Source organism: Rhodococcus sp. MS16 (assembly GCF_013277795.1).
In the GTDB taxonomy this organism is placed as follows: Bacteria; Actinomycetota; Actinomycetes; order Mycobacteriales; family Mycobacteriaceae; genus Rhodococcus_F; species Rhodococcus_F globerula.
Map to the genome: position 1 here is coordinate 46,848 of NZ_VBTM01000005.1, position 24,740 is coordinate 71,587.

Consider the following 24,740-nt stretch of genomic DNA (forward strand, 5'->3'; position numbering starts at 1 on the left):
GGGGTGATGCGCATCACGCTTCATGTCCTGAAGTAACGAGTTTCACTTCGCTGTGACACGACGAAGGCCGTCCGACTCCCGGGGGAGACGGACGGCCAATTGCGAGAAACTACGCTCAGTTTTCCGACTTGCCAGCCGCCTCGCACAACTCCTGGCGGATCTCCACCCACACCGTGGCATACGAGTCGATTCCCTGTTCCGCAATCCACTTCGACTCCCCCGCTTGAACTTTCGCAAGCGCGTCGGAGAACAAGTCCTGATACCGCGACAGGCGCGGAACAAACGCGGACAGATCGTCGAACACGTTGGACGCGCGGCGATCCAGCTCTGCCAGCGACGCGGCGTCAGCACTGGCGAGGAGAGCTGAGAATTCCTCGTCCAACGGCAAGAAGGCTTCGAGGACCTCGAGAATCGAATCCTCGTCGATGGACACGCGCTCGGCATCGAGCTGATCGTTCAGCTCGGCGAGACCCTTGTCCGTCAGACTGATCTCATTGTCGCTCTCCACAGCCTTACCCTGTTCGACCAGGGCGTCGTACGCGGCCTGTCCGGATGCCGCACTCACTCCCAGGTGCTCGGCAAGAACACCCGATCCGACGCGTTCCTTGAGCCGCACCGACTGAAGCAGCGCCAATTCGTCCACGTTGCCGGCAAAGGCCATCGTTCTCTCCTCATCACGTGCCGCCTTGGCGGCTCTCACACTGGTGCGACATACCGAAACAGAATCGCAAGCCCTGACGGGCTCGACAGCAATCACATCACAGGAGCGGCCACACCAGCGCTGCTACCTGCGACCAGCAGCAAATCCGACGCAGCGGCTTTACCAGGCATACGGTATCTTTGGCGCGTGAAACCGCACCTTGTGTCCGTGGTAATCCCTGCGTATAACGCCATGGACCACATCGGCGAACAGTTGACCGCCCTTTCCTCGCAGGATTACGAGGGTGCGTTCGAAGTCGTCGTTGCCGACAACGGTTCCACCGACGGACTCGCCGCGTTCATCGCGACCCATCCGTTGACCGATGCCCTTTCCCTCCGCCTGGTGGATGCGTCGGCCGGACGGGGCGGCGGCTACGCACGCAACGTCGGGGTTGCCGCATCCAGTGGCGATTTCATCGCATTCTGTGACGCAGACGATCGCGTCCACCCGTCGTGGCTCAGTGCGATCGTCCGCGCCGCCGAGAACTCGGATGCCGTTGGCGGAGTGGTGGAAACCGCGTCGATCAACTCGAGCGAGGTTGCCACGTGGCGCACTTTCACCGGAACGCAGTTCGGCAGTGAGGATTTCCTCCCCTACGGCATTACCTGCACCTTCGGCATCTGGCGCACAGCATTCGACAAGGTCGACGGATTTGATCTCCGATACGTCAATTCCGGCGAGGATATCGACCTCTGCTGGCGCCTGCAGTTGGCCGGCATGACGCTGGCACACGCACCCGATGCCGTGGTTGCCTACCGCCTTCGTGACACGTATCGCGGAACCTGGAATCAAACCCGCGCCTACGGAATCGCCACGGCGCAGTTGTACTCACGGTTCCGTCAACACGGTCAGCGCCGGACTGCTCCTCGTATCGTCGCCGCGACCCTCCTTGCCTTGCTTCTCTTCAACCCACTTGTACCCCAACGGATTTGCCCAATGCCTCGCGGTAAGTGGTTCGTCCACGCCGGCAATCTGGTGGGGAAGGTTCAGGGAAGCATCAGATATCGAGTGCTCTTCATCTGAGCACTGTTCTGGGCGCTACTCGAGGGTCAGCACCTCACCAGATGCCAACTGGTCTGCCCGCGACGTGTCTTTGAGGTCCACACCGGAACGCCCCAGCTTCCGGGCACCGGCCACCAAACCCGCGACAACGCGGGCTGCCTGCTCGTAGCCCAGACCTTCCGGTGGATGGATATTGGAGATGCAGTTTCTGTCCGCGTCAGTGCGTCCGATTCGAGGAAGATGGGTCAGATAGATCCCGACGCTGTCGGCAACCGAGAGTCCGGGCCGTTCGCCGATCAGGACCACCGCAGTCTGCACACCCATCGCCGCCGCGATGTGATCACCCAACGCAACCCTCGCATTGGTCGCGATGACGGGCGGCGCAATCGAATACGTCGTTCCCAGCACGGCAACAAGCGCCGCAAGCAACTGCTCACCGTGATCCATGAGGGCGCGCGGTGAAAGTCCGTCCGCGAGAATGAATCCAATGTCCTGGTCCGACGTTTCGATCGCACGCAGATCAGCCGGCCGGCGTCCCAAATCGGGTCGGCGTAAGTACTCGCTCCGGGTGGACGCGCCGCTGGTCACCACCACGGGCGCTCCGATTCCGACGGCTTCGACTCGTCGAGCGAGAATCTCAGAATCGAGCGGTACGTGAACGGCATCCCGCGCGGCAGCGTGAGCGGCTTTGAACTCGAGCACTCGTGTGGTGGGCAACGAATCTCCGGTGCGGCCCAACCCGATTCGAGACTGCGTTGTCGAACGGAGCGGACTCCAGAAATCGACAACCGGTGCCGCGTCGTCGCTCATCGGTTCACCGTCAGGGCTCGCAGCGGCGAGAGGGAGGCGTCTACGGGCAATAATCGTCCATCGCCGTCCGTCATCCCCAAACCGTGCAGCCATGCCTCGAACTCCGGGGCAGGTTGCAGCCCCAACACCCGGCGCACGTACAACGCGTCGTGGAATGCCAGACTCTGATACCCGAGCATCACGTCGTCCGCCCCGGGAACCGCGATCACAAATGCCGCACCCGCCACTCCGAGCAGGGTCAACAGGTTGTCCATGTCATCCTGGTCGGCCTCGGCGTGGTTGGTGTAACACACGTCAACGCCCATCGGCAGTCCGAGCAACTTGCCGCAGAAATGATCTTCGAGGCCCGCTCGGATGATCTGTTTACCGTCGTACAGGTACTCGGGCCCGATGAATCCGACGACGGTGTTGACCAGGAGTGGTTCGAGGTCGCGTGCCACCGCGTACGCGCGCGTTTCGAGAGTTTGTTGATCGACGGGAGCGCCGCCGGTGCCGAGGTGAGCGCCGGAACTGAGCGCCGAACCCTGCCCGGTCTCGAGATACATGACGTTGTTCCCGACAGTCCCCCGGTTCAAGGACCGACCGGCTTCGTTACCTTCTCGGAGCAGCGGAATACTCACTCCGAAGCCGGAATTGGCGCCTTCGGTGCCGGCAATCGACTGGAAGACGAGATCGACCGGTACACCGGATTCGATCAGTCCGATCGTCGTGGTCACGTGGGAGAGCACGCAGGATTGTGTCGGAATCTCGAATCGCTGCCGGATGTCGTCGAGGAGGTGCAACAGATCCGATGTGGCCTGCGGAGAGTCCGTTGCCGGGTTGATCCCGATGACGGCGTCGCCGCAACCCAGGAGGAGACCGTCGAGCGTGGCCGCGGCGATTCCCCGCGGGTCGTCGGTGGGATGGTTGGGTTGTAGCCGGGTGCTCAGCCGACCAGGCAGACCGATGGTGGTCCGGAAGCCTGCGGTGACGTTGATCGCCTTCGCGACCGCAATCAGATCCTGATTACGCATGATCTTGCTGACCGCCGCTACCATCTCCGGGGTCAATCCAGGACTCACCGCCGCAAGTTGTGCCGCGGCACCTGGCGCCGACGCAGTCTCGAGGAGCCAGTCCCGCAAGCCGCCGACGGTCAGGTGCGCGATCGGTTGGAACGCCAGACGGTTGTGACTGTCGATGATGAGCCGAGTGACCTCGTCGTCCTCGTACGGAACCAGGAGATCTTCCAGAAATACTTTCAACGGAAGATCTGCCAGAACCCACTGGGCAGCAGCGCGTTCCGCGTCGGAGTGCGCCGCGCAACCGGCCAGTTCGTCACCTGATCGAAGTGGTGTCGCCTTGGCCATGAGGTCGACGAGACTCTCGAACGAGTAAGTCGTGCCCGAAACCTGTTGGTGGTACATGCTCATTCCAGTTCTTCTTCCGCCTGTGCAAGTACAGCAAACTCCTCGTCCGGCGAGTTGGCAACAAGATGATGTCGACTGTAGAGACCAAAATAGGCCATGAGAACACCGAACGCGACGAGCGTGAGAAGTGCTGCGATCGGATCGACCAGGAACGTGGCGACCACGGATATCGCTGCGACGACAAGAGCAAATGAAGTGGTGGCAATTCCGCCGGGAGTCCGATACGGACGGGGCATGTTCGGCTCCCGCTTGCGAAGCACGATGTGGCTCACCATCATCAGCACGTAGCTGACAGCCGCGCCGAACACCGCCATGTTCAGCAGCATCGCGCCTTCTCCGGTGAGCGACAGGGCAAACCCGATGACTCCGGGGACTACGAGCGCAAGTGTCGGGGCCTTGCGTTTGTTCGTCACCGACAGGTTCTTGGGCAGGTATCCGGCACGCGAGAGCGCAAAGGTCTGACGGGAGTACGCGTACATGATCGAGAAGAAACTCGCGACCAGGCCGGCGAGCCCGATGTAGTTGACAACCTTGGCGGCGCCACTGTCACCGAGCGCTTCGACCAGCGGGTTTCCGGACGTGGACAACGCGTCGGCACCCAATGCGCCGGTCGCCAGGAACAGAACGGCTGCGCCCGTGACGATCAGGATCAGCATGCTGATGATGATGCCGCGCGGGACGTTCTTCTCCGGCTCGCGCGCTTCCTCGGCTGCGAGCGGAACACCTTCCACCGCAAGGAAGAACCAGATCGCGAAGGGAACTGCCGCCCAGATTCCGATCAACCCGAAGGGCAGGAACGACGACGACCCGGCCGCGGAAGTATCGACGGCGATGTCGGTGAGATTCGACGAATCGAACAGTCCCACAGCGGAAACCGCAAAGACGACAAGGCCGACGAGAGCAATGGCGGTAATCACGAACATCGCCTTGAGCGCCTCACCGGCACCGGTGAGGTGAATGCCGATGAAGATCGCGTACACCGCGAGGTAGACCCACCAACCGTCGGTGATTCCGAACAGATTGAGCGACTCGACGTACGCACCGATGAACGTCGCAATGGCAGCCGGTGCGATGGAATACTCGATGAGAATCGCAGTGCCGGTGGCAAATCCACCCCACGGACCCAAGGCACGACGGGCGAACGTGTACCCGCCACCAGCAGCCGGGAGAGCCGACGACATCTCGGCCATGCCCAGCACCATCGCCAAGTACATGCCGGCGATGACAACTGCAGCAATCAACAGACCGCCGAATCCGCCCTCGGCCAGTCCGTTGTTCCATCCGGCATAGTCGCCGGAAATCACATAGCTGACTCCCAATCCGGCCAGCAGCACCCATCCTGCCGTGCCTTTGCGGAGTGTTCGTTTTTCGAGATACGAATTGTCTTCTGCATGAAAATCGGCGCCGTCGTGGTGCGCGCCCGTCGACTTGTCCGGCACGTGCTCGGAAAGAGACATGTCCATCCTCTGAATCGGTCAAGAATTCAACGACGCCAGTGCCCGGCGCCGCGTGGCTCAACAGTATGGGTGAGAAGTAACTGGCAATCGCCGCGGTGATGACGGGACTGTAAAACGCTCAGGCTCGGCCGGCCATGCCCGGAACCGGGCAAGCGTCCACCGCTTCGGCCACAACCTGAGGAACTGTTGGCGGAAGGGGACGCACCCCGGCCTCCCACTGCGCGCCGACCAAGATCGCGGACGAGTTGAGCGCATCGTTCTCTTGCTGCGTGAAAGCCCGTGCTCGACTGAGGAATCGGAACCCTTCAGGAGACTCCAGACTGAAACCGCTGCCACGACCGGGCACAACGTCCAGAACCAGCTGGGTATGCTTCCACGCTTCGAATTGGGATCCGGAAATCCAGACCTGAACGGCATCCGCACCCGCGGGCAGGTCGACCGGAACCTCACCGACCCCAAGCCTCAGATCGATGACGCCGAGCAGTACGTCACGGTCACCGACGATGAATTCGCCTGCGGGATAACACATCGGTGCGCTGCCGTCGCAGCATCCACCGGATTGGTGCATCATCAGTTCGCCGTGGTTTCCGCTGAGGCGGCGCAGAAGATCAGCCGCCCCAGCGGTGGTCACGAGACGGGGTGGAACGACGCCTGCCGTGTCATCAGTTGCGGTGACATCAGTAGCGTCCATTCCAGCCTCCGTGTGTTCGTATTCTCGTGTTGTCTTTACCTGGTGCGCGAAGCGAGGATCAGAAGAATCCCTGAGCCTTCTGCGCGTAGCTGACCAGGAGGTTCTTGGTCTGCTGGTAGTGCGAGAGCATCATCAGGTGGTTCTCGCGACCGATACCGGACTGCTTGTATCCACCGAAGGCGGCATGTGCCGGGTACTGGTGGTACGTGTTGGTCCACACTCGGCCGGCCTGGATGTCACGGCCCGCACGGTAGGCAACTCCACCATCACGCGACCAGACGCCGGCGCCGAGACCGTAGAGGGTGTCGTTGGCAAGTTCGATGGCCTCGTCGTAATCCTTGAAGGACGTGACGGATACGACCGGGCCGAAGATCTCTTCCTGGAAGATGCGCATCTTGTTGTTGCCGGTGAAGACCGTCGGCTGCACGTAGTAGCCACCGGAGAGGTCGCCGCCCAGTTGAGCCCGCTCGCCGCCGGTGATGACCTTGGCGCCTTCGGCCTTGCCGATCTCGATGTAGGACAGGATCTTCTCGAGCTGATCGTTGCTGGCCTGCGCGCCGATCATGGTGTCGGTATCGAGCGGATCACCTTGGCGCACAGCCTTGGTGCGGATGGCAGCCGTTGCGAGGAAGTCGTCGAAAATATCTTCCTGGATCAACGAACGCGACGGGCACGTGCATACCTCGCCCTGGTTGAGCGCGAACATCGTGAAGCCTTCGAGCGCCTTGTCCTGGTAGTCGTCGTTGGCGGCGAGCACGTCGGAGAAGAAGATGTTGGGGCTCTTGCCACCGAGTTCGAGGGTGACCGGGATCAGGTTCTGCGACGCGTACTGCATGATCAGGCGTCCGGTGGTGGTTTCACCGGTAAACGCGATCTTCTTGATGCGCGGGCTCGATGCGAGTGGCTTGCCGGCCTCGACGCCGAATCCGTTGACGATGTTGAGAACACCGGCAGGCAGCAGGTCACCGATGATGCCGATGAGGTGCAGGATCGAGACGGGCGTCTGCTCGGCAGGCTTGAGGACGATGGCATTTCCGGCAGCAAGTGCGGGAGCCAGCTTCCACACGGCCATGAGGATCGGGAAGTTCCACGGAATGATCTGACCGACTACACCGAGCGGCTCGTGGAAGTGGTACGCCACGGTGTCGGAGTTGATCTCCGAGAGCGAACCTTCCTGTGCGCGAATCGCTCCCGCGAAGTAGCGGAAGTGGTCGATGGCAAGCGGGATGTCCGCGTTGAGGGTTTCACGAATCGGCTTGCCGTTGTCCCAGGACTCGGCAAGCGCGATGGATTCGAGGTTCTCCTCCATGCGATCGGCGATCTTGTTCAAGATGATTGCGCGCTCGGCAACAGAGGTCTTGCCCCAGGCCGGTGCCGCCGCGTGTGCTGCGTCGAGAGCGAGCTCGATGTCTTCCGCGGTGGAACGTGCCACGTCGCAGAAGTTCTGTCCGGTCACCGGCGTCGGATTCTCGAAGTACTGACCCTTGACCGGAGCAACCCATTCGTTGCCGATCCAGTTGTCGTATCGAGACTGGAAGGACATGATCGCGTCGGCGGTACCTGGGCGGGCGTACACGGTCATTGCAAGCTCCTATGTAAACGTGATCTTCCTGGGCACAGTCCCGAGATCGGTGACTGCAGTCCCACCCCCCGGCGGGGTGTGATTCACAACACTAGGAGTTGCAACGTTGCAACTACGTTGCGTCGGTGCAACGCGCCCGTTCGGTCGGTGCAACGCGCCCGTTCGGTCGGTGCAACGCGCCCGTTCGGTCGGTGCAACGCGCCCGTTCCTCAGAGTCCGAGTTGCCGGTCCAGAAGATCAATTTTTGCCTTGACCTGCGAATACAGTGCAGATTTCGGGTCGAGCGTCGACAGGTACGCCTCCCAGACGACCGAATCCTCCCGGCCATGTACCGACGTGGTCCATTTGGCGAGAAGGTTGGCGTCGCCGCCGCGAAGAAGCGCGGCCTGAACCCGAGTGCGCAGTTCGTCCCGGATTGCGTCGATGCCCGGAGCGGTGGATCCACTCAGGACCGGGCCGGAATACAAGCGCAAGGCCGTCGCTGCGTCACCGCGATCCAGAGCCTTGCGGACGTCGTCGACGTCGGTGGCGAACTCGGTAATGATGCGATAGGGCCTCGACGCCAACCGATCGGCGCCGAAAACCTTACGAAGGCGAGACATCTCGGCGCGAACAGTGACACCGTCCAATTCACCTTCGTCGAGGAGAACCGCAAGGTGATCGGCGCTGAGCCCTTCCGGATGTTCCGCGAGCAGAAGCAGGATCTCGGCATGACGTTGTGAGACCGGAATCCGCTCACCGCCACGTACGAGAGTCGGCCGTCCGCCGCCGAACGTCTCCAGCCTCGGAGCTGAGGCAGTGAGCGGAATCGGCGAGTTGAGCAGGTGGAACCGCAGTTCCGATTCGGCGGCGGCCACCGTTGCACGAATCAACGACAACACTTCCGGGACGGCAACCCGAGGTCCACCGGTGATGTCGATGGCGCCGAGAATCTGTCCGGTGGTGGGGTCGTGGACAGGCGCGGCCGAACAACTCCAGTCGTGCACGGTGCGGTTGAAATGCTCCGAACCGAAAATCTGCACCGAATGATCGAGCGCGAGTGCCGTCCCCGGAGCATTGGTGCCGACGCGGTCTTCACTCCAGTCGGCGCCTTCGACAAAATTCATCGACAGTGCCCGGTCCTTGGCGGCACTGTCGCCCTCCACCCAGAGCAACCGACCGTGTGCGTCGCTGATCGCGATCAGCAGGCCTGTATCCGCTGCATCCTCTACCAGCAGTTTTCGAACCACCGGCCGGATGAGAGACATGGGATGGGACGAGCGATAACTCTCGAGATCCAGCCCCTCGAGCATCTCCGGAGCACCGACGACGTCAGGATCGACGCCCTTGTTTCGACTACGCATCCAGGATTCGAGCACAACGGACCGCACGCGCGAATCGTCCGCTATTGCAGCCCCGTCGTGGGCGTCGATAAAGGATTGATGGGCACTCGACAGTCGACGTGCCAGCACCGCTACGTCATCTCCGGGCCGCACTGCTACCCACGGGTTGCCGTACACAGCCTGTTCACGTGCCATATTCTGCGTTCCTCCGCTCCCCTGCCACTGTAGTGCCGATCACATCACAATGGTGAAGATGGTCGGTTGCTCTTCACGCCCGCGCAGCGTCACGCACCAGTTCACTTGCTCGTTCAGCCAGCATCACCGCAGTTGCATGGGGACCGCGAGTGGGAATCACCGGCATGATCGATGTGTCGACAATACTGAGTGCCTCGACGCCGAGGACACTGCATCGATCGTTGACAACCGCATCCGGATCGAACTCCGAACCCATGACGCAACTTCCCGACATGTGCAGCGACGTGCCCAACCGCGATTCGATCCACTCGTCCGAATATTCGATCTCGGGCCGCCGGATCATCCCGGTCTTCGCAATGGTTTCGAGCAGGTCCTCCGCGATCTGCATTCCCCGCCGGAGGACTCGACGATCGTGCGCTGAGTCGACGTAGTTGTATCGAATCCGCGGCGATCCACCGGGCGCCTTCGGATCGAGCTCGACGGTTCCGCGGCTGCGCGGAGCCATCAGCACCACTCCGATCCCATGATCCATCTGTGGAATTCCGGGTACCAAATCTGTGAACGACGCTGTGTACGGACGTATTTCGAGGTCCGCGTCGTTCAGAGCCATTTCCAGCACCGGGGTCTGCGGCCGCAATGCCTCCGGAACCGAATACCGGTAAGGCAGCAGCACTTCCGGGTGATCGACAAAACCCTGCCCCACGCCCGGAAGGTCGACCACCACCGGAACATCATGAGCCACAAGCTGATCAGCCGATCCGACGCCGGAATTGAGGAGCAGGAGCGGCGTGGCAACCGCGCCGGAGCACACCACGATGTGGCGCCCGCGGATGCGCCGCAACGCTGTGCCGTCGAGGACATCGACGCCCACCGCCCGCGTCCCGGAGAACACGATCCGCAGCACGGTGACACCGACATCGACGGTGAGATTACGACGCCCCATCGCCGGCAACAGGTAGCCGACCGCACTACTGATACGACGGTGGTCCGAGATATTCAACGGGACCGGGCCGACGCCGTTCGAATCCGGCGCATTCTTGTCGGCGTCCTCGGGGAAACCCGCTGCAAGTGCCGCGTCATGGAACCGACTGCTGAATGGATGCATGTCGTCGACTTGGCGCCGACGCACCGGAATTGGACCATTGTCACCGTGATACGGCCCGCCGAAATCGTGATCGGTCTCCGACTTCCGGAAGTACGGCAGCACCTTCTCGTAACTCCAGGAATCGGGCCAGAGGTCAAAATCTGTGCGCGTGGCCCTCGCGAAGTACGCACCATTTACCGCGCCGCTCCCACCGAGAGTTCGCCCACGCGAGACGGTGGCACGTCGACTTGGCGTCAATTCGACCGGATACGTCCAGGTGTGTTCACTAGCCGGTCCCACCGGGAGCAAATACGGATCATCGAGGACACCCGGAAGATCAACCGTCGAACGATATCCACTTCCTGCCTCGAGAAGAAGCACCTGCGCGGCCGGGTCCTCGCTGAGTCTCGCCGCGACCACACAGCCCGTGGTGCCGCCACCGACCACCACGAAGTCTGCGCGATCCGGAACGCTCACTTGGTGATTCGGGGCTTCAATGCCGCCAGGTCGCGCGCCTCGATCGCACCACGCCACAGGCCGAATCCGTACGCGACGTCGTCGGCCCGTTTGAACAACACGTACCGAACCGGACCCAAACCACCTGACTCGCGGTGCCGATACCAGTCCACCAGCCCTTCACTGACGGCCGCGGCAATCGCCAATCGCCGGATCTTGCGTGAGCTGATCACCGCCAACAGCGTCACCGGCCAATAGTGACGGCACATCGCCGACGCCAATTGCCAGAACCCGCCCACAAATCCTTGGGCAGTGAGAATCGCCGCGATGCGCGTCGGCTGCGTCAGACCAGTGAACATCTTCCGCAACCGGAACACGGTGAACAGCAAAGCGCCGAGCGCTCCGGCCAACCCCGACTTGGTGAGCGTTGCTGCCGCAACACACGCGAACAGCGTCGAGACCGACATCGCCATGGGCGGCACCGAACCCGGATGGCGTGCAGCCAACGGCGCAGCGCCGGTTCCGTAGAAAGCTCGTCTGCTGAACCATTTGCCGAACTGAACCCGATGGTCATGGGCGACATTGGCAACCGGTTCGTAGCGCAGTCGCCAACCGGCTGACTGCAGGCGCCAACAGAAATCGACGTCCTCGGCCACCTCGAGGTTTTCGTCGAATCCCTCGCAGTCCAGAGCCACGTCGCGCCGCACGATCATGGCCGCACTGGGTACGTACGACACCGGACTGCCGGACTTGACGGCGGCTTCCTTCCGCCCGAGATCCAGGGAGGAACGCATACTTTCATACCGAGCCAGTGACGTCCCGTAAGGATCGAGGGCCACAATTCGCGGCGCTACCAGCGCCACACCAGGATCACTGAAGTGCCCTAGCATCAGCTCGAGCCAGCCTGCTCGCGGAATGACGTCGGAGTCGAGGAACGCCACGAAACATGTTTGTGCCGAACGCAATCCCGTATTACGGGCCGACGAGGGACCACGCGCGTACTCGTGCCGGACAACAGTGACAGTTCCCGTACCCGGGTAGTCCCGCCGCGGATCGAGAGGAACGTCGGACCCGTCGTCGACAACGATCACCGCCAGATCCTTGAGCACCGGCAACAACCGCTCGATGCCGGCAACGTTGTCCTTGACCGGAATCACGACAGTGACGTCAGCCGCCGACGGCGTCGACATGGGCCGAGGATTCGCGACGCCCGAATCGAGCAAATGGCGCGCCACCGCGGCGCTCTGGTGGTCGACAACCTCGAGGAAGCCGTCGCCGATCATCGCCGCTGCTGTCGGAGCCAGTTTGAGCATGCGCGTCGGCGAACCGCCGATGAGCACGCGGCCACCCGAGTACGTGCGAACTTTGGGATCCAACCGAATGCCGAAGCCGTCGGGGAGTCGTGCGGGTCGCATCAGGCGATCGTCAGGGAAAACACCGCGAATCGGTTCGGGTAGATCGCCCGCCCCCCATCGGTAACAACCATCACCGAAGCCTCCCATCCGGGCCCGGACTCCACCGGGCCAGTCCATCCGTCACACGTTGCACCAACTCGTCGAAAATGTGCGCGCCGTCCACGGCACTTGCCTGAACTGGATCACCCAGAACACCGTTATCCGACACAGCGACCATACCGCCCGAACGCAATCCTGGCATCAGGTCTGAGATAGGAGAAATATTTCCTACCTCCGCCAGGTTCATATCCACACATTCCGGCGAAAGGTGCAGTAAGAGGCTGGTTTCTGTCTTGCCCGCATGGGCGTCCGCCCCCGGAACCGCACAAGGCACCCAAGCTGCATCCCGGCCTTCGTATCGCAACAGCGCCACAGCCTTTGCCAACGCCGGACCGTTTCCACCATGACCGTTGACGAACAGCACCCGCTTCGCCCACCGGAATGCCGACCGTCCGTACTCGACAACCACCATTTCCATGACCTCGGCGCCGATGGAAATCGTCCCGGCAAAACCCTCGTGCTCCCCGCTCGCTCCGTACTCGAGGGCCGGGGCAACCACGGCGCCGGGAAGCTCGTTCGACACCGCTCTCGCAATTCGGGTATCGGTGTCCAGCGGCAAGTGCGGGCCATGCTGCTCGAAAGAACCGACCGGAACCACGACGGTGTGCGCAGACCCCTCGAGCCCTGGGCTCGGGATAGCGGACAGTTCACGGGTTTCGGTCATGATGAGATCATATTCGTCGGCCGTTCGAGCGTGGGCAGCGCACATGGCCGATTTGTATCAATGTATCGAATATTATTGCAAGTCAACATGTCTCGAGAGAATATTGACGGGAATCTGTCCGATATGTCCCTAGGAATCGAAATCCTGTTCGATTAGAATTGGCCCATGGACAGTCGGGAAGCGTGGCAATACGACGGCGAGGGCCTCAAGACCGAGGTACTCGACCTCGCTCGCGCCCGACACGAGATGCAGTCCCGCATGGTTGTGATGATCACGGAAATGTTCACCCGCGACACCCTCGGCGGCAAAGGATTCCGCGCTATCGCACAGTGGCTGCACCTGTCCACCAACCTCGAGATCGGTGAATGCAGCCAGTTGGTGGGCCTGGCGCGGTTGTTCATGCTCGAACCTGTTGTCGGACAATCCTTTCACGACGGTGATATCGACGCGTTGAAAGCGCGTCAGGTCGCCCACTTCTGCCAGCACCCGCCCAAGAACATGAACCTCGCCGACGTCGAGAAAGCCCGCGACATCCTCCTCACCCTCGCCTCGAAAAAGGTCACCGACTGCGATTCCGTCCGCGCCGCGATCCGGCGGATCCAGAAGCAGTACGGCAACCGCACCGACGGAGTGCCGGCCGGTGAAGACTCCGAGCTCAACGAGTTCTACGCCTCCCGCGGACTGTACGGGCGAGTTTGCGTGAAAGGTGACCTCGACGCCGTCAACGGTGCCCGTCTCATCGCATTACTGTCTGCCCTCTCGGCGCCCACGCCGGAGAAGAACGGTGTGAAAGACGAACGCACCCCGGCACTTCGACGCGCCGATGGGTTCTGTGAAATGCTGCGCCGCTACGAAGCCGCGGGTCTCGGTCCCGTCGAAGGCGGCGTGAAACCCCACCTGACGATCACCGCCACCGCAAAAGACATGACCGATCTTCAGGCCCTCAAAGACATGTTGCCTTCCACCGAGGAACTCGGGTACGCGATCACCAACTGGGCCGGCCCCATCAGCCTCGACACCGCCCGCATGCTGGCCTGCGACTGCGAGGTCACCCGAATCCTTCTCGATAGCAACGGTGTTCCGCTCAATCACGGCATGAAGGCACGCCTTGCCAGCGTCCCGCAGCGGCGGGCCCTGACGGTGCGAGACGGCGGATGCGCCTTCCCCGGTTGCGGCACTCCACCGGGCTGGTGCGACGCCCACCATCTGATCCACTGGCTCGATGACGGCCCCACGGATCTCGATAATTTGATCTTGTTATGCGGTCACCACCATCGGATGATGCATCACACCGAGTGGCGAGTCGACATCGGAGACGACCGAAAAACCCGGTTCTATCCACCGATGTCCGTGGATCCGTACCAAGTTCCCGTTCCCGGGAACACACCACCAACAGCAGCCTGAGCAACCACCATGTGCACCGGGGATCAAACACGCCCCGGTGCACACGCCTGCGTGCGATTAGAGGCTCACTGCAACCCTGTGACCTTCAATGACGGCACTGTGCGAACGCCTCGGCGACAGAGCATCACCAATTCGGTAGACCTCGAAGGAACTGCCATGCAGCGCATTCCACAGTTCATCCACCGGCTCCTGCTGCGTCGCAAACACCACCCAGTCCGCAGCAATAGACTCGGACACTCCTGTCGGATGGTGCACCAGTTCGACACTCACTGGACCTTCGCCGTGCACCGCGGTCACCATCAGATCCGTACGCTGAACTATCGACTTCTCATGCGCCCGACGGTTCCAGCCTTCGAAATCCAAAGTGATACTCAAATCTTGGGCCACAACCATCCCGTTGGTGGCGATCGTGACGGCGCACCCGCGATCTGCGAGGAACTCCGCCACCGACGCGCCCTGGTGGAATCCCAGTTCGTCAAACACCAATACGGAACCGCTCGGCAGCACCTTCCCGTCGAGCACGTCGCGAACACCCACAACTCTGCGCAGGTCGCCCGCCCACACCGGGCGCACCGGCTTTGCTCCCGTCGCCACCACCACCACATCCGGGGCCAACTCGATCAGCCTCTCCGCTGTCACTTCAGTATCGAGTTCGATGGCGACTCCGTCTCTGCGGCATTCGGATTCGAGGTTTCGGATCAGATCACCCAGTTCCCGGCGAGCAGGCATCACGCAGGCAGTACGGATCTGCCCACCAAGAACGGCGTCGCGCTCGAACAGCGTCACCCGATGCCCACGCTGCGCGGCGGTAGCCGCTGCCTGCAGACCAGCCGGCCCGCCGCCGACAACAACTACGCTGCGGCCCTGCAACCGCGGCCGGGGCAAAGCAACGGACTCTCGTCCGGCCCGCGGGTTCTCCGTGCAACCCAACCAACGGTTGAGCCCCATCCGTCCGACGCATTCCTGGTTGCAGGACAGGCAGGTTCGCACCTGAGAGGGCTTGCCTGCGTGTGCCTTGTTCACAAAATCCGGGTCTGCGATCTGGCCGCGCACTACCCCCACTAGATCGCACAGACCTTCGTCCAACGCCTGCTCAGCCTGTTCCGGTGACTTGAATCGGCCGACACCGATCACGGGAAGTGACACCACTTCCTTGATCGCCGATGGAATGAAGTTCGCGTAACCTTTCGGCACCGCCATCGATGCCTCGATCAAATGCAAAGTCTCTGTGGCCATGCCGATAGCGGTGTTGATGTAGTCGACCTGACCGTCGGCTTCCACCAGCTGCGCAGTCAGGACCGCGTCAGGCAACTCGATACCACCCCGGGTTCCTTCGTAACCGCTCAGCCGAACTCCGAGAATTCGATCAGGGCCGATGGCACGGCGAAGAACTCGCAATACTTCCTGGAGGAACTGGGCACGGTTCTCAGTAGCACCGCCGTACCGATCCGTTCGCTGGTTTGTCGACCGCGCCAGAAATGCTCGGACAATCGACGACTGCGACGCCTGCAATTCCACGCCGTCGAACCCGCCGGAGATACAGTTGCGCGCGACCAGCGAAAAACCGTCGAGGATCTCCGCGATATCGCCGTCGTCAACAGCCTTGGGGACTTCCCGGAACAGTGGATCGGCTATAGCACTGGGCGCCCAGAGCGGGAGCCTCGAATACGTTCCGGCGCCCTGTCCTCCATTGTGATTGATCTGAGCGAGGATCACCGACCCGTGCGCGTGCACGGCATCGGTGATCCGGCGATAGCCCTCGACCACCTCGGGCCTGTATCCGGCGATCATCTTCTCGTACGGTCGATCCGACGGATGAGTCGAATGTTCCTCACTGATGATCAACCCGGCGCCACCTCGCGCCCTCGCCTCGTAATACGCGGCATGCTGCGCCGTCGGCAACCCGTTCTCTGCATAGTTGGTCAGGTGCGCAGAGAACACCACCCGATTACGCAGGGTGAAATCGCGCAGGCGCAGCGGCTCGAAGAGACGAGGATATGACGTCATCAGACCTTGGAGTTACCTTGATCAAGAGCGATGTGGCTTGCCGTCACGGTGCGTGAACCGTCACCGGCCAACCACACGACGGTATCGGAGATCTCGTCGGGCTCGGCAAAAGCCGTCTCCGTGAGAATGGGAGTGAAGTTCGGGAGGTATTGCGGGTAGTTCTGGAACACGGCGAGAGCGCCCTGATCAACACCCATCGGGGTATTGACCCCGTACGGATGGATGGAGTTGACGCGGATCCTGTACTCCCCCAGTTCCTTTGCCGCCGCCTGAGTGAGACCGACCAAACCGAACTTTGCGCTTCCGTAGTGCGCCTGACCGGGCATCGCCTTGAGTCCGGCAACCGAACTGATCACGACGATCGAACCACCACGGCCACCCTCGATGATGGACGGCACCGCCGCTTTGAGCGTTTTCCACACACCGGTGAGGTTGATGTCGATGAGGGTTTCCCACTGCTCGTCCGACATCTCCCAGAATCGATTCCAGTTGCAGACGCCCGCATTGGCCACCACGATGTCGAGTCGACCGAACTGCTCGACACCGTCCTTCACCACAGCAGCGAGCGCGGCACTGTCTCGAACGTCAGCCTCACGCGCGAGGATCTTGCCACCCTCGGCCTCGACCAGGCGGACGGTCTCAGTGAAATCTTCCGGGGTCGCCGCGTCGTAGGTGTTGTGCTCGGCAACAGCACTGCAGACGTCGATCGCAATGATCGACGCACCCTCCCTGGCCAAGCGAATTGCGTGTGAGCGGCCCTGACCACGCGCCGCGCCCGTAATGAATGCAACACGGCCTTCGAGTGAACGTACCTGGGTCATGAATCGATCCTCTCCACGGAATTGAAACCTGTTCCAGTAGTAAACCCTGCGCGGCGCCCTTCGTGGATGGATTCGAGAACAGTTCTCGGAGCAATCGTGTCGCCGACGCCGGCCCACACCGAATAATCGCCTGCCGAATACTGCAGGGAGTTGTCAGGCAATCGAGGCGAGCAGTCGATCACGGTCGCGCACCGGATTCCTGCAGCAACATCCGTGTAGACGTTCTCGACGTGCACACAGCCGTCGACAACCGCACGTACCCGCGAGGAACACACTCGGTTCACCCCAGCCTGCTGAAGTCTGGTGTTCGCTCCGACAAGGTCGCCACTCATACCCAACCGCGAACCGACGATTGTGTCAGGTGTGACGATCGAGACGTCGAGTCCGCACTCTGCCAACTCCTCCGCAAGCGCAACGGCTACCGGCCCACCCAACGGATCCACAAGAACAACAGGGCCTTTGATCGAATCGCCGCCAAGCCTCTGCGCCTGCGCCGCGTCCATCCAGAGAACGGATGTGTCGACGGAGTACGTCGGCGGCCTGGGAATACTGCCCGACGCGATCACCACGCCTCCACGGCCTCGTGCGTCGTCGATCTCCGGTGGGCTGACTGTGTGCTCGGTCAGCATGGTGACGCCGCTGCGACGGCATTCGTCTTCGAGCCACTGTGCAAGCAAGGAAAATCGACTGCGCCCCTTCCCCTGCGCAAAGGTTCGGATCATCCCGCCGAACCGTGACGATTGTTCTGCAACGGTGACGGCAGCGCCGCGCCCGGCCAGGATTCGTGCAGCTTCCAATCCCGCAGGTCCGCCCCCGACCACAAGCACCGGGCCGGTAATCGAATCCTGCTCGCGCTCATCAGGATCGATCGTCTCGAATCCGGCAGTCGGATTTCCGACGCACGTCACCACCGGATTACGCGGATCGCGCACGAGGCACGTTTGATTGCACAGAACGCACGGACGCGGCTGATCTCCGCGGGCTGACTTCACCACCAGGTCCGGGTCGGCGATCTGCGCTCGGGTCATTTCCACAAAATCCACATGCTCGAGCGCGTCATGGGCGTCCGCGATGTCGACGACGCTCCCCTGCAACACAACCGGAATCGAAACTGCGGCCTTGACGGATCGGCACAGTTCACGATTGAAGTTCGGTTCTGCGTGAAAGTCCGGGCGATACCCCGCGGTCGAGTAGAGACCGCCGCGCACCACAACCAGCAGATCGAGATACCGTTCCAGTTCACTGGCATACCCGACCGCGAGCTCCGGCGTGACGCCCGCCCACGGCGCCTGCTCGTCGCACGACATCCGGAGGGAAACCACACGGTTCGCACCGACAGAGCCGCGAACTGCGTGCAGGACTTCCCGCAGCAGCGTCAGCCGATCACGTCCGTACCTGTCCCCGCGCGTATTGGTCAACCCCGAAAGGAACTGCCGCAGAATGCTTCGCGGGCCGGCATCTATCTCGATGCCGTCCATCCCGGAGTTCACCGCAAGCGCTGCCGATGTACGGAAACCCTCGACCACAGCGTCGATGTCGTTCTGTTCCATCATCATCGGCAGCTCGCGTGTCACCGGATCAGCGACCCTCGACGGCCCCCACAGAACCGACTGCGAGTAGGCGCTCGATCCCTGCATCCCGGTGTGCCCCAGGCTCGCGAGGACCAGGGAGCCGTGCGCCGCGCATGCCGATGAGATCGCTCGCCAACCCGGCCCACACCGAGATGCCAGCGGCGCACGCTCGTATGGCCAGTCGTTCTCCAGAACCGACGCCGTTTCGGTGACTACGATCCCGGCTCCGCCCTCGGCGCGGCGCTGGTAGTACGCGCGGTGCCGATCCGAGAAAACTCTTCCCACAGCAAGATTGGTCTCGTGCGGACCGAAAACAACCCTGGACCGGACATGGTGTCCGGCCAGGGTTGTGTGTTCGTGAAGGCTCAACTCACAGCTCGATCAGAGCCAGAGGTTCAGCTCGCGCCCAGCGTGCGGGTGAAGCCTTCCGGAATGACCAGGTCATCCTTGCTGAGCTCGGTGATGGACGAATGGCCGAGACCCATGAGGCCCGAGTCGATGCCCATACGCATGAGGTCGAGTACGTTCTCGACACCGGCCTGGCCGTTTGCCGAGAGGCCCCACAGGTACGCGCGGCCGAGCATGACTGCCTTGGCGCCGAGCGCAAGAGCCTTGACGACATCGCCGCCGCGTCGGATGCCGCCGTCGAGAACAACTTCCACCTGATCGCCAACAGCTTCGGCGATACCCGGGAGCACACGGATCGGCGCCGGGGTGCCGTCGAGGTTGTTGCCACCGTGGTTGGAGACGGAGATCGCGGAGACACCGGCGTCGACTGCACGCTTGGCGTCGTCGATACGCATGATGCCCTTGAGCATGAACGGGCCACCCCACTGCTCACGCAGCCAGGCGATGTCTTCCCACGTCGGAAGCGGAGTCTGCATCCACTCGCCGTACGCGCCGAAGAACGTCGGTGCCGGCTGGCCGGGAGCCGCGAGATTGGGTGTTGTCAGATCCGGGATCTTGCCGGTCTTGGCGAACTCCAACAACCACTTCGGGCGCATGATGCCTTCGGGCGCGAACTGGAACATGGCTTTGAGGTCCATCTTTTCGGGGATGGACGGGCTGCCCCAGTCGCGGCCGTACGAGAAGGACCAGTCGGTGGTGATGATCAGGCCCTTGGCGCCGGCAGCGCGAGCGCGCTCCATACGCTGTAGGAGCACGTCGCGGCTACCGACCCAGTACATCTGGAAGAACACCTGCGGGTTGGCCGCAGCGACCTCTTCGATGGACTTGCTGGCAAAAGAACTCAGGCCGATGGCCGTTCCCCGCGCCGCAGCGGCCCGTGCAACCGCCACCTCACCGTCGGGGTGCACTGCCTGCACACCGGTCGGCGAGATCATCACCGGAAGCGAAATGTCCTGCCCCATAATGGTGGTGGCCATGTTCCGCTCGTTCGGCAATCCGGCCGCATGCGGAGCGAAACCCAGTTCGCTGTATGCCGCGACATTGTCGTCGACGGTCAGACCCTTTTCGGATCCGGCCACCAGCGCCGCATACACGGACTTGGGCAGCCTCTTCTGCGCACGTCGCTGTGCTTCAGCGACGGTCTCGAAGAATGCGTTCTTTGCCATCAATCAAACCTCTCGTATCGCAAGTAGCCCGGAAAGCTACTTACATTCCCGCTAGCGGGTTTTCGTCACAAATCTTGGCGGGGGGACGCATCATCAGTGTCAAGGGCACCGATGCGCGCGGGGTCTTACGTTGACCGGATCGTGAGTGGTCGACGCTGGACTTGGGGATCTCTCCCGCGCCGGCCAACGCCATTTCACCGTTTCCGATGACGCATTCGGGATCGGGTCCGTCCATCGGCAGGCCGGTGAAGAACTTGGCTGCCATGCAGCCGCCGCGGCAGGAGTCGTAGTGGTTGCACTTGCTGCACGCGCCACCGGTCTGCGGCGAACGCAGTTCCTGGAACAGGTCCGAGTGCTGCCAGACATGCTGGAAGCCACCGTCTTTCACGATGTTGCCGGCGAGGAACTGATCGTGAATCGCGAACGGGCATGCGTAGACGTCGCCGACCGGGTCGATCAGGCACACAACTCGGCCCGCGCCGCACAGGTTCAAACCGGGCAGTGCATCGCCGAACGCAGAGAGATGGAAGAAGGAGTCGCCCGTCAGGACGCCCTCACCGTTGGCGACCAGCCAGTTGTAGAGCTCACGCTGCTGTTCGGGACGCGGATGCAGATCATCCCACACGTCGGCGCCGCGGCCCGAAGGACGCAGGCGAGTGATGCGCAGGGTCGCGTCGTACTTGTCCGCGAGAGCCTTGAACTCGTCGAGCTGGCTGACGTTGTGCCGCGTGACGACTACGGAGATCTTGGCGTCCTTGAAGCCGGCTTCCTTCAGGTTGGCAAGCGCACGCTCGGCCATCGCGAACGAACCAGGCCCGCGCACAGCATCATTGACCTCAGCGGTGGCGCCGTCGATGGAAATCTGCACGTCGACGTAGTCACTGGCCGCAAGGCGCGCAGCAACCTTCTTGTCGATCTTCACGCCGTTGGTGGAGAACTTCACGCCGACCTGGTGGTCCGTCGCGTAGTCGACGAGCTCCCAGAAATCGGAACGCACGGTCGGCTCACCGCCACCGATGTTGACGTAGAAAACCTGCATACGCTGCAGCTCGTCGATGATGGCCTTGCACTGCTCGGTGCTCAGCTCGTTGGGGTCGCGGCGACCCGACGACGACAGGCAGTGCACGCAGGACAGGTTGCAGGCGTAGGTAAGTTCCCACGTCAGGCAGATGGGGGCGTCGAGTCCGAGTTCGAACTGATCGACGAGGCGACCCACCGGTGCCGGTGTGGAGGGATGTTCAAGAACTGAGGTCATGGCTGTGTCCTCGCAAAGAAATGAAGCGGGCGAACGTGCAGAGGGCTGTTCCGCACGTGGGAGCGAGCGAGCGACTCAGACAGGCACAATCATGTGCGAGTCGGCGAGAGTGCTCAGCGCGCGGGCATATTGGGGAGCCGCGTCATCTTCGATGCCTTGCGCACGTAGTGCGGACCGGACATCAGGATGGTCTGGCAACGCCTTGACCACCGCAACGATGGTCGTGTTCTTCAGGAACGAGAGCTTGCGCGTTCCGAAGTGGTAGAGCAACGCCCCGAAAGGTTCGGGGCGAAGCGCTACCTGCGGGTGGAGTTTCCACCCCGCATCGAGATTCAAAGCAGGCACGGTCAGTACACGCCGCACATGCCGTCGATCGAAACCTCTTCGACCAGCGATTCTTCGATGAGGTCGTTGTCGAGTGCCTTATTGTCACGATCGGACATGGATTCCTCCTGAATCTGTGGTCACGAGTGGGACTTCACTGTGACTCGGTTCACCACTGTAATGGCATCGAGTGCAGAATGACAGACTGGGAGCAGAAAAAGTATGCGAAGCCGCAAAAACCCGTCCGCTCGGATAGGTCGTCGCCCCTCCACTACCAGGGAGGGAATCAGCACGGTCGGCATCGAACTCTTTTCCACGCTCGGCTTCAACGAGGTCAGTGTCGATCAGATCGCCGACGCCGCCGGAATCGCTCGCCGGACGTTCTTCCGCTACTTTCCGTCCAAGAACGCTGTGCCATGGGGCGACTTCGACGGTCATCTGGCTCAGATGCGTGAACACTTCAATTCGCTGCCCGAGGACATGCCGCTTGTCGACGCCCTCGAATCCGCACTACTGACGTTCAACACGTTTCCCCCGGAAGAGACTGCTGTGCACCGTAACCGGATGGAACTCATCCTCACCGTGCCCACGCTTCAGGCATACTCGGTGGTGATGTACGAAGGCTGGCGCCAGGTTGTCGCCGAGTACGCTGCCAAGCGAATGAACCTCGAACCGACCGATCACGGTCCGCGGACTGTGGGCTACCTTCTGCTCGGTGTCGCGATGGCCGCCTACGAACAGTGGCTCACCGACGACGCACTTGAACTACCCGAACTTCTGCGAACCGGAACACAGTCCTTGCGCACCGGTATCAGCATCTAGGAAGGCCCACCATGTCAGCACCCGCCGCACCGGTCATGGATTCACTTGCGCCCTCGACACCCGGGCGATGGTCGTTCGGCCACGTCACGGTCGAGCGGGTGGCGTCAGGTCCCCTCACTCTCGATCGCAGTGACGGCACGCTGCTGGTGCGGCATTCCCTGACTGCGGACGACCTCAGCGAACGGCTCGTCGCTGGCGTGACCGCCTCGATCCAGGACGCCGACTTCGGGCAGGACGAATTCGAACTCACGATGGTGGGACTGGTTCGCTCCACCGTCGACGGAGCCCTCGAATCATGGACCACCTACTACCGGAACTCACTGCGCGAACTCCTGGACGGCAGCGCCGATTTTGCGCCCATCCACGAGAAAGCACACGAACTCGTGCGCGGCTCCGTCCTCGACCTCGGGTCGTGTTTCGGATTCCTGCCGTTGCGACTTGCCGACGCCGGAATGGACGTCACTGCGACGGATATCCTGCCCGGAACCATGATCCTGCTCGACGCGGTTGCCCCAGAACTGGGTATCACGATCAACACACTGATCTGCGACGCCGGTGAGGTACCAACACCCGACAAGAGTGCGGATACCGTCACGGCAATTCATCTGCTCGAACATGTCGACAATGCCGTGGGAGAGAAGGTGATCGCGCAGGCCCTGCGGATCGCCCGAGAGCGTGTTGTCATCGCCGTCCCGTTCGAGGACGAGGCAACTGCATGCCACGGGCACATCCGGACCTTCGACCTCGAATCACTGCGCGCCGTTGGCGAGAAGACCGGCTTGCCTTTCGAGGTGTTCGAACATCACGGTGGATGGCTGATACTCGATGCGCGGTAAGTGCTAGCCGGCATCTTCCTTCAGGGTATGCGCCACTAGAGCATTGGCATGTCCGTGCCCCAGCCCGTGCTCGGACTTCAGCCAGGTGACCAGTTCCATGTGCTTTGTCAGGTCGGAACTGCGAATCAGCTCCTGCCACTCGCTGATCGGTCGTCCGTATTTCTTCTCGATCGACGGAAAATACGACGCTGGGCCTTTCACCGGTTCAGTCATGACCCGGAATCTACAGCCGCCATGCATGCGTCGCGCGTCATTTACGACGATCTCGCGAGGTGCGTCGTCATCGTGTAGTCCTTGCTCGGCCCGGTCACCGTCCACTCGACCGACCACGCAGCCTGCGAGTCTGTTGCGGCTTCCTCGACATCGATGTCGATGCGGCCCCGGTATGTATCTGCGCCGCACAGATGCTCGACGTCGTCTCCCGGCGCCCAGTCGTGAAACTCTCGACCGTCCTCGAAGGTGACTGCCCACTCGCCGTCATGCTGCTCGATGAACAGAGTGCGGAAAACCGGCAACTCCAGGTCGCCGTCGAACAATGTCCCGCTTTCGAACCAGCGCAGTCGGCCGTCACCGGCATCTTCGATGGTGGTTGTTCCCGTGACGCGTTTTGTAACTTCTGCACGGCGGTCGACGATCCTTCGTTCGAAGTTCCACTCCCCTACCAGTGCGTTTGGATCGAGGTGCCTGTCGTTGACCATCTCCCGATTCTAGTGGCTCGGTAGGTGGCGTATGTTCCGAGTACAGGCCTACCCGCAGGAGATCCAGAAGAACATGAACGATTCTGCCGCCCTTCACCATCGCTCCGTCTACGCCGAAGATCTTCGGATCGGCCAGATCATGGAGTTGAGTTCATACACGGTCTCGGAGCAGGAAATTGTCGACTTTGCGACGCAATGGGACCCTCAGTGGTTCCACACCGACAAAGAGGCCGCCGAATCCGGCGTGTTCGGCGGCTTGATCGGCAGCGGAGTACACACTTTGGCAATTTGTCAGAGACTTGTGGTCGCAAGCATTTACGACCGATGGAACGTCATTGCCGGTAAGTCCATGCGCGACGTACAGTTCCTGCGCCCACTCCGTCCCGGCGACACCTTGAGCGGCACGCTCACCGTTGACGACGTAGTACTCGACAAGCGCTCGCGTGGACTGGTGACTACAACCGCCGAATTGGTTGATGCGCAGGGTAATCGCATGTTCCAGGTTGTCACAGACGCGTATCTCCACTGTCGACCGACATCGTGAC

General features: G+C 61.8%; 24 protein-coding genes. 5 read left to right on the top strand and 19 right to left on the bottom strand.

Going from position 1 to position 24,740, the window contains the following annotated elements; all coding sequences use genetic code 11:
* Positions 1-115: 115 nt before the first annotated feature.
* Positions 116-661, bottom strand: a complete 546-nt coding sequence (locus tag FEZ60_RS13005; RefSeq protein WP_033236954.1) for a hypothetical protein — start codon at positions 659-661, stop codon at positions 116-118.
* 186 nt (positions 662-847) lie between these two features.
* Between FEZ60_RS13005 and FEZ60_RS13010 the strand changes: the two genes are divergently transcribed.
* On the top strand, positions 848-1,723 hold the full coding sequence (locus tag FEZ60_RS13010; protein ID WP_172936252.1) for a glycosyltransferase: 876 nt from the start codon (positions 848-850) through the stop codon (positions 1,721-1,723).
* A gap of 15 nt (positions 1,724-1,738) precedes the next feature.
* Here FEZ60_RS13010 and eutC read toward each other — a convergent pair whose 3' ends face one another.
* The 9 genes from eutC to mftE all read right to left on the bottom strand — a co-directional run bounded on the left by eutC (position 1,739) and on the right by mftE (position 12,883).
* Positions 1,739-2,512 (bottom strand): ethanolamine ammonia-lyase subunit EutC, encoded by a 774-nt coding sequence (gene eutC / locus FEZ60_RS13015; protein ID WP_095886672.1) that lies wholly within the window; start codon positions 2,510-2,512, stop codon positions 1,739-1,741.
* On the bottom strand, positions 2,509-3,921 hold the full coding sequence (locus FEZ60_RS13020; RefSeq protein ID WP_045070874.1) for an ethanolamine ammonia-lyase subunit EutB: 1,413 nt from the start codon (positions 3,919-3,921) through the stop codon (positions 2,509-2,511). Before FEZ60_RS13020 ends, eutC begins: the two co-directional genes overlap by 4 nt.
* Positions 3,918-5,375, bottom strand: coding sequence for an ethanolamine permease (gene eat / locus FEZ60_RS13025; protein ID WP_045071238.1), 1,458 nt, complete (start codon positions 5,373-5,375; stop codon positions 3,918-3,920). Before eat ends, FEZ60_RS13020 begins: the two co-directional genes overlap by 4 nt.
* A 118-nt stretch (positions 5,376-5,493) precedes the next feature.
* Positions 5,494-6,066, bottom strand: coding sequence for a DUF779 domain-containing protein (locus FEZ60_RS13030; protein ID WP_172936253.1), 573 nt, complete (start codon positions 6,064-6,066; stop codon positions 5,494-5,496).
* A gap of 58 nt (positions 6,067-6,124) precedes the next feature.
* Positions 6,125-7,648 carry an aldehyde dehydrogenase gene (adh, locus tag FEZ60_RS13035; protein ID WP_172936254.1) on the bottom strand — a complete coding sequence of 508 codons (1,524 nt, stop codon included), beginning with the start codon at positions 7,646-7,648 and terminating at the stop codon, positions 6,125-6,127.
* 209 nt (positions 7,649-7,857) lie between these two features.
* Positions 7,858-9,165 (bottom strand): helix-turn-helix domain-containing protein, encoded by a 1,308-nt coding sequence (locus FEZ60_RS13040; RefSeq protein ID WP_033236962.1) that lies wholly within the window; start codon positions 9,163-9,165, stop codon positions 7,858-7,860.
* Between the two features lie 73 nt (positions 9,166-9,238).
* Entirely contained in the window at positions 9,239-10,726 is a 1,488-nt protein-coding gene (gene mftG / locus FEZ60_RS13045; RefSeq protein WP_095886674.1) for a mycofactocin system GMC family oxidoreductase MftG, read from the bottom strand.
* Entirely contained in the window at positions 10,723-12,120 is a 1,398-nt protein-coding gene (gene mftF, locus FEZ60_RS13050) for a mycofactocin biosynthesis glycosyltransferase MftF (RefSeq protein ID WP_095887928.1), read from the bottom strand. Before mftF ends, mftG begins: the two co-directional genes overlap by 4 nt.
* A gap of 70 nt (positions 12,121-12,190) precedes the next feature.
* Positions 12,191-12,883 carry a mycofactocin biosynthesis peptidyl-dipeptidase MftE gene (gene mftE, locus FEZ60_RS13055; RefSeq protein ID WP_095887929.1) on the bottom strand — a complete coding sequence of 231 codons (693 nt, stop codon included), beginning with the start codon at positions 12,881-12,883 and terminating at the stop codon, positions 12,191-12,193.
* Positions 12,884-13,048: 165 nt separating this feature from the next.
* Here mftE and FEZ60_RS13060 point away from each other — a divergent pair, with 165 nt between their 5' ends.
* Positions 13,049-14,287: an HNH endonuclease signature motif containing protein gene (locus tag FEZ60_RS13060; protein ID WP_095886675.1), complete on the top strand. Its 1,239-nt coding sequence runs from the start codon at positions 13,049-13,051 to the stop codon at positions 14,285-14,287.
* A gap of 57 nt (positions 14,288-14,344) precedes the next feature.
* Here the strand turns inward: FEZ60_RS13060 and FEZ60_RS13065 are convergent, their stop codons facing one another.
* The 7 genes from FEZ60_RS13065 to mftA form a co-directional block, all read right to left on the bottom strand.
* Positions 14,345-16,294, bottom strand: coding sequence for a mycofactocin system FadH/OYE family oxidoreductase 2 (locus tag FEZ60_RS13065; protein WP_172936255.1), 1,950 nt, complete (start codon positions 16,292-16,294; stop codon positions 14,345-14,347).
* Positions 16,294-17,115, bottom strand: coding sequence for a mycofactocin-coupled SDR family oxidoreductase (locus FEZ60_RS13070; protein ID WP_045070887.1), 822 nt, complete (start codon positions 17,113-17,115; stop codon positions 16,294-16,296). The genes FEZ60_RS13065 and FEZ60_RS13070 overlap by 1 nt, the downstream gene beginning before the upstream one ends.
* The gene (locus FEZ60_RS13075) at positions 17,112-19,055 is read right to left on the bottom strand and encodes a mycofactocin system FadH/OYE family oxidoreductase 1 (protein WP_172936256.1); all 1,944 of its coding nucleotides are present in this window, start codon (positions 19,053-19,055) and stop codon (positions 17,112-17,114) included. The genes FEZ60_RS13070 and FEZ60_RS13075 overlap by 4 nt, the downstream gene beginning before the upstream one ends.
* 26 nt (positions 19,056-19,081) lie before the next feature.
* Positions 19,082-20,260, bottom strand: coding sequence for a pre-mycofactocin synthase MftD (gene mftD / locus FEZ60_RS13080; protein WP_045070891.1), 1,179 nt, complete (start codon positions 20,258-20,260; stop codon positions 19,082-19,084).
* Positions 20,261-20,300: 40 nt separating this feature from the next.
* Positions 20,301-21,515: a mycofactocin radical SAM maturase gene (gene mftC / locus FEZ60_RS13085; protein ID WP_033236399.1), complete on the bottom strand. Its 1,215-nt coding sequence runs from the start codon at positions 21,513-21,515 to the stop codon at positions 20,301-20,303.
* 75 nt (positions 21,516-21,590) lie between these two features.
* The gene (mftB, locus tag FEZ60_RS13090) at positions 21,591-21,878 is read right to left on the bottom strand and encodes a mycofactocin biosynthesis chaperone MftB (RefSeq protein ID WP_033236400.1); all 288 of its coding nucleotides are present in this window, start codon (positions 21,876-21,878) and stop codon (positions 21,591-21,593) included.
* A complete protein-coding gene (mftA, locus tag FEZ60_RS13095; protein ID WP_072782308.1) occupies positions 21,863-21,958 on the bottom strand; it encodes a mycofactocin precursor MftA in 96 nt (31 codons plus the stop codon). The genes mftB and mftA overlap by 16 nt, the downstream gene beginning before the upstream one ends.
* Before the next feature lie 103 nt (positions 21,959-22,061).
* On the opposite strand from mftA, the gene mftR reads away from it, so the two are divergent.
* The gene (gene mftR / locus FEZ60_RS13100) at positions 22,062-22,661 is read left to right on the top strand and encodes a mycofactocin system transcriptional regulator (RefSeq protein ID WP_033236401.1); all 600 of its coding nucleotides are present in this window, start codon (positions 22,062-22,064) and stop codon (positions 22,659-22,661) included.
* A gap of 11 nt (positions 22,662-22,672) precedes the next feature.
* Positions 22,673-23,497, top strand: coding sequence for a mycofactocin oligosaccharide methyltransferase MftM (gene mftM / locus FEZ60_RS13105; protein WP_172936257.1), 825 nt, complete (start codon positions 22,673-22,675; stop codon positions 23,495-23,497).
* Between the two features lie 3 nt (positions 23,498-23,500).
* Here the strand turns inward: mftM and FEZ60_RS13110 are convergent, their stop codons facing one another.
* Both FEZ60_RS13110 and FEZ60_RS13115 read right to left on the bottom strand, forming a co-directional pair.
* Positions 23,501-23,710, bottom strand: a complete 210-nt coding sequence (locus FEZ60_RS13110; protein ID WP_033236403.1) for a DUF4287 domain-containing protein — start codon at positions 23,708-23,710, stop codon at positions 23,501-23,503.
* A gap of 41 nt (positions 23,711-23,751) precedes the next feature.
* A complete protein-coding gene (locus tag FEZ60_RS13115) occupies positions 23,752-24,195 on the bottom strand; it encodes a DUF6314 family protein (RefSeq protein ID WP_141484705.1) in 444 nt (147 codons plus the stop codon).
* A 73-nt stretch (positions 24,196-24,268) separates the two neighbouring features.
* Here FEZ60_RS13115 and FEZ60_RS13120 point away from each other — a divergent pair, with 73 nt between their 5' ends.
* A complete protein-coding gene (locus tag FEZ60_RS13120; protein ID WP_141485537.1) occupies positions 24,269-24,739 on the top strand; it encodes a MaoC/PaaZ C-terminal domain-containing protein in 471 nt (156 codons plus the stop codon).
* Position 24,740 lies beyond the last annotated feature (1 nt).

Coding starts and splice junctions, on each gene's coding strand:
- FEZ60_RS13005 (WP_033236954.1), bottom strand. CDS start 661: ATGGCCTTTGCCGGCAACGTGGACGAATTGGCGCTGCTTCAGTCGGTG.
- eutC (WP_095886672.1), bottom strand. CDS start 2,512: ATGAGCGACGACGCGGCACCGGTTGTCGATTTCTGGAGTCCGCTCCGT.
- FEZ60_RS13020 (WP_045070874.1), bottom strand. CDS start 3,921: ATGAGCATGTACCACCAACAGGTTTCGGGCACGACTTACTCGTTCGAG.
- eat (WP_045071238.1), bottom strand. CDS start 5,375: ATGTCTCTTTCCGAGCACGTGCCGGACAAGTCGACGGGCGCGCACCAC.
- FEZ60_RS13030 (WP_172936253.1), bottom strand. CDS start 6,066: ATGGACGCTACTGATGTCACCGCAACTGATGACACGGCAGGCGTCGTT.
- adh (WP_172936254.1), bottom strand. CDS start 7,648: ATGACCGTGTACGCCCGCCCAGGTACCGCCGACGCGATCATGTCCTTC.
- FEZ60_RS13040 (WP_033236962.1), bottom strand. CDS start 9,165: ATGGCACGTGAACAGGCTGTGTACGGCAACCCGTGGGTAGCAGTGCGG.
- mftF (WP_095887928.1), bottom strand. CDS start 12,120: ATGCGACCCGCACGACTCCCCGACGGCTTCGGCATTCGGTTGGATCCC.
- mftE (WP_095887929.1), bottom strand. CDS start 12,883: ATGACCGAAACCCGTGAACTGTCCGCTATCCCGAGCCCAGGGCTCGAG.
- FEZ60_RS13060 (WP_095886675.1), top strand. CDS start 13,049: ATGGACAGTCGGGAAGCGTGGCAATACGACGGCGAGGGCCTCAAGACC.
- FEZ60_RS13065 (WP_172936255.1), bottom strand. CDS start 16,294: ATGACGTCATATCCTCGTCTCTTCGAGCCGCTGCGCCTGCGCGATTTC.
- FEZ60_RS13070 (WP_045070887.1), bottom strand. CDS start 17,115: ATGACCCAGGTACGTTCACTCGAAGGCCGTGTTGCATTCATTACGGGC.
- mftD (WP_045070891.1), bottom strand. CDS start 20,260: ATGGCAAAGAACGCATTCTTCGAGACCGTCGCTGAAGCACAGCGACGT.
- mftC (WP_033236399.1), bottom strand. CDS start 21,515: ATGACCTCAGTTCTTGAACATCCCTCCACACCGGCACCGGTGGGTCGC.
- mftA (WP_072782308.1), bottom strand. CDS start 21,958: ATGTCCGATCGTGACAATAAGGCACTCGACAACGACCTCATCGAAGAA.
- mftR (WP_033236401.1), top strand. CDS start 22,062: ATGCGAAGCCGCAAAAACCCGTCCGCTCGGATAGGTCGTCGCCCCTCC.
- mftM (WP_172936257.1), top strand. CDS start 22,673: ATGTCAGCACCCGCCGCACCGGTCATGGATTCACTTGCGCCCTCGACA.
- FEZ60_RS13110 (WP_033236403.1), bottom strand. CDS start 23,710: ATGACTGAACCGGTGAAAGGCCCAGCGTCGTATTTTCCGTCGATCGAG.
- FEZ60_RS13115 (WP_141484705.1), bottom strand. CDS start 24,195: ATGGTCAACGACAGGCACCTCGATCCAAACGCACTGGTAGGGGAGTGG.
- FEZ60_RS13120 (WP_141485537.1), top strand. CDS start 24,269: ATGAACGATTCTGCCGCCCTTCACCATCGCTCCGTCTACGCCGAAGAT.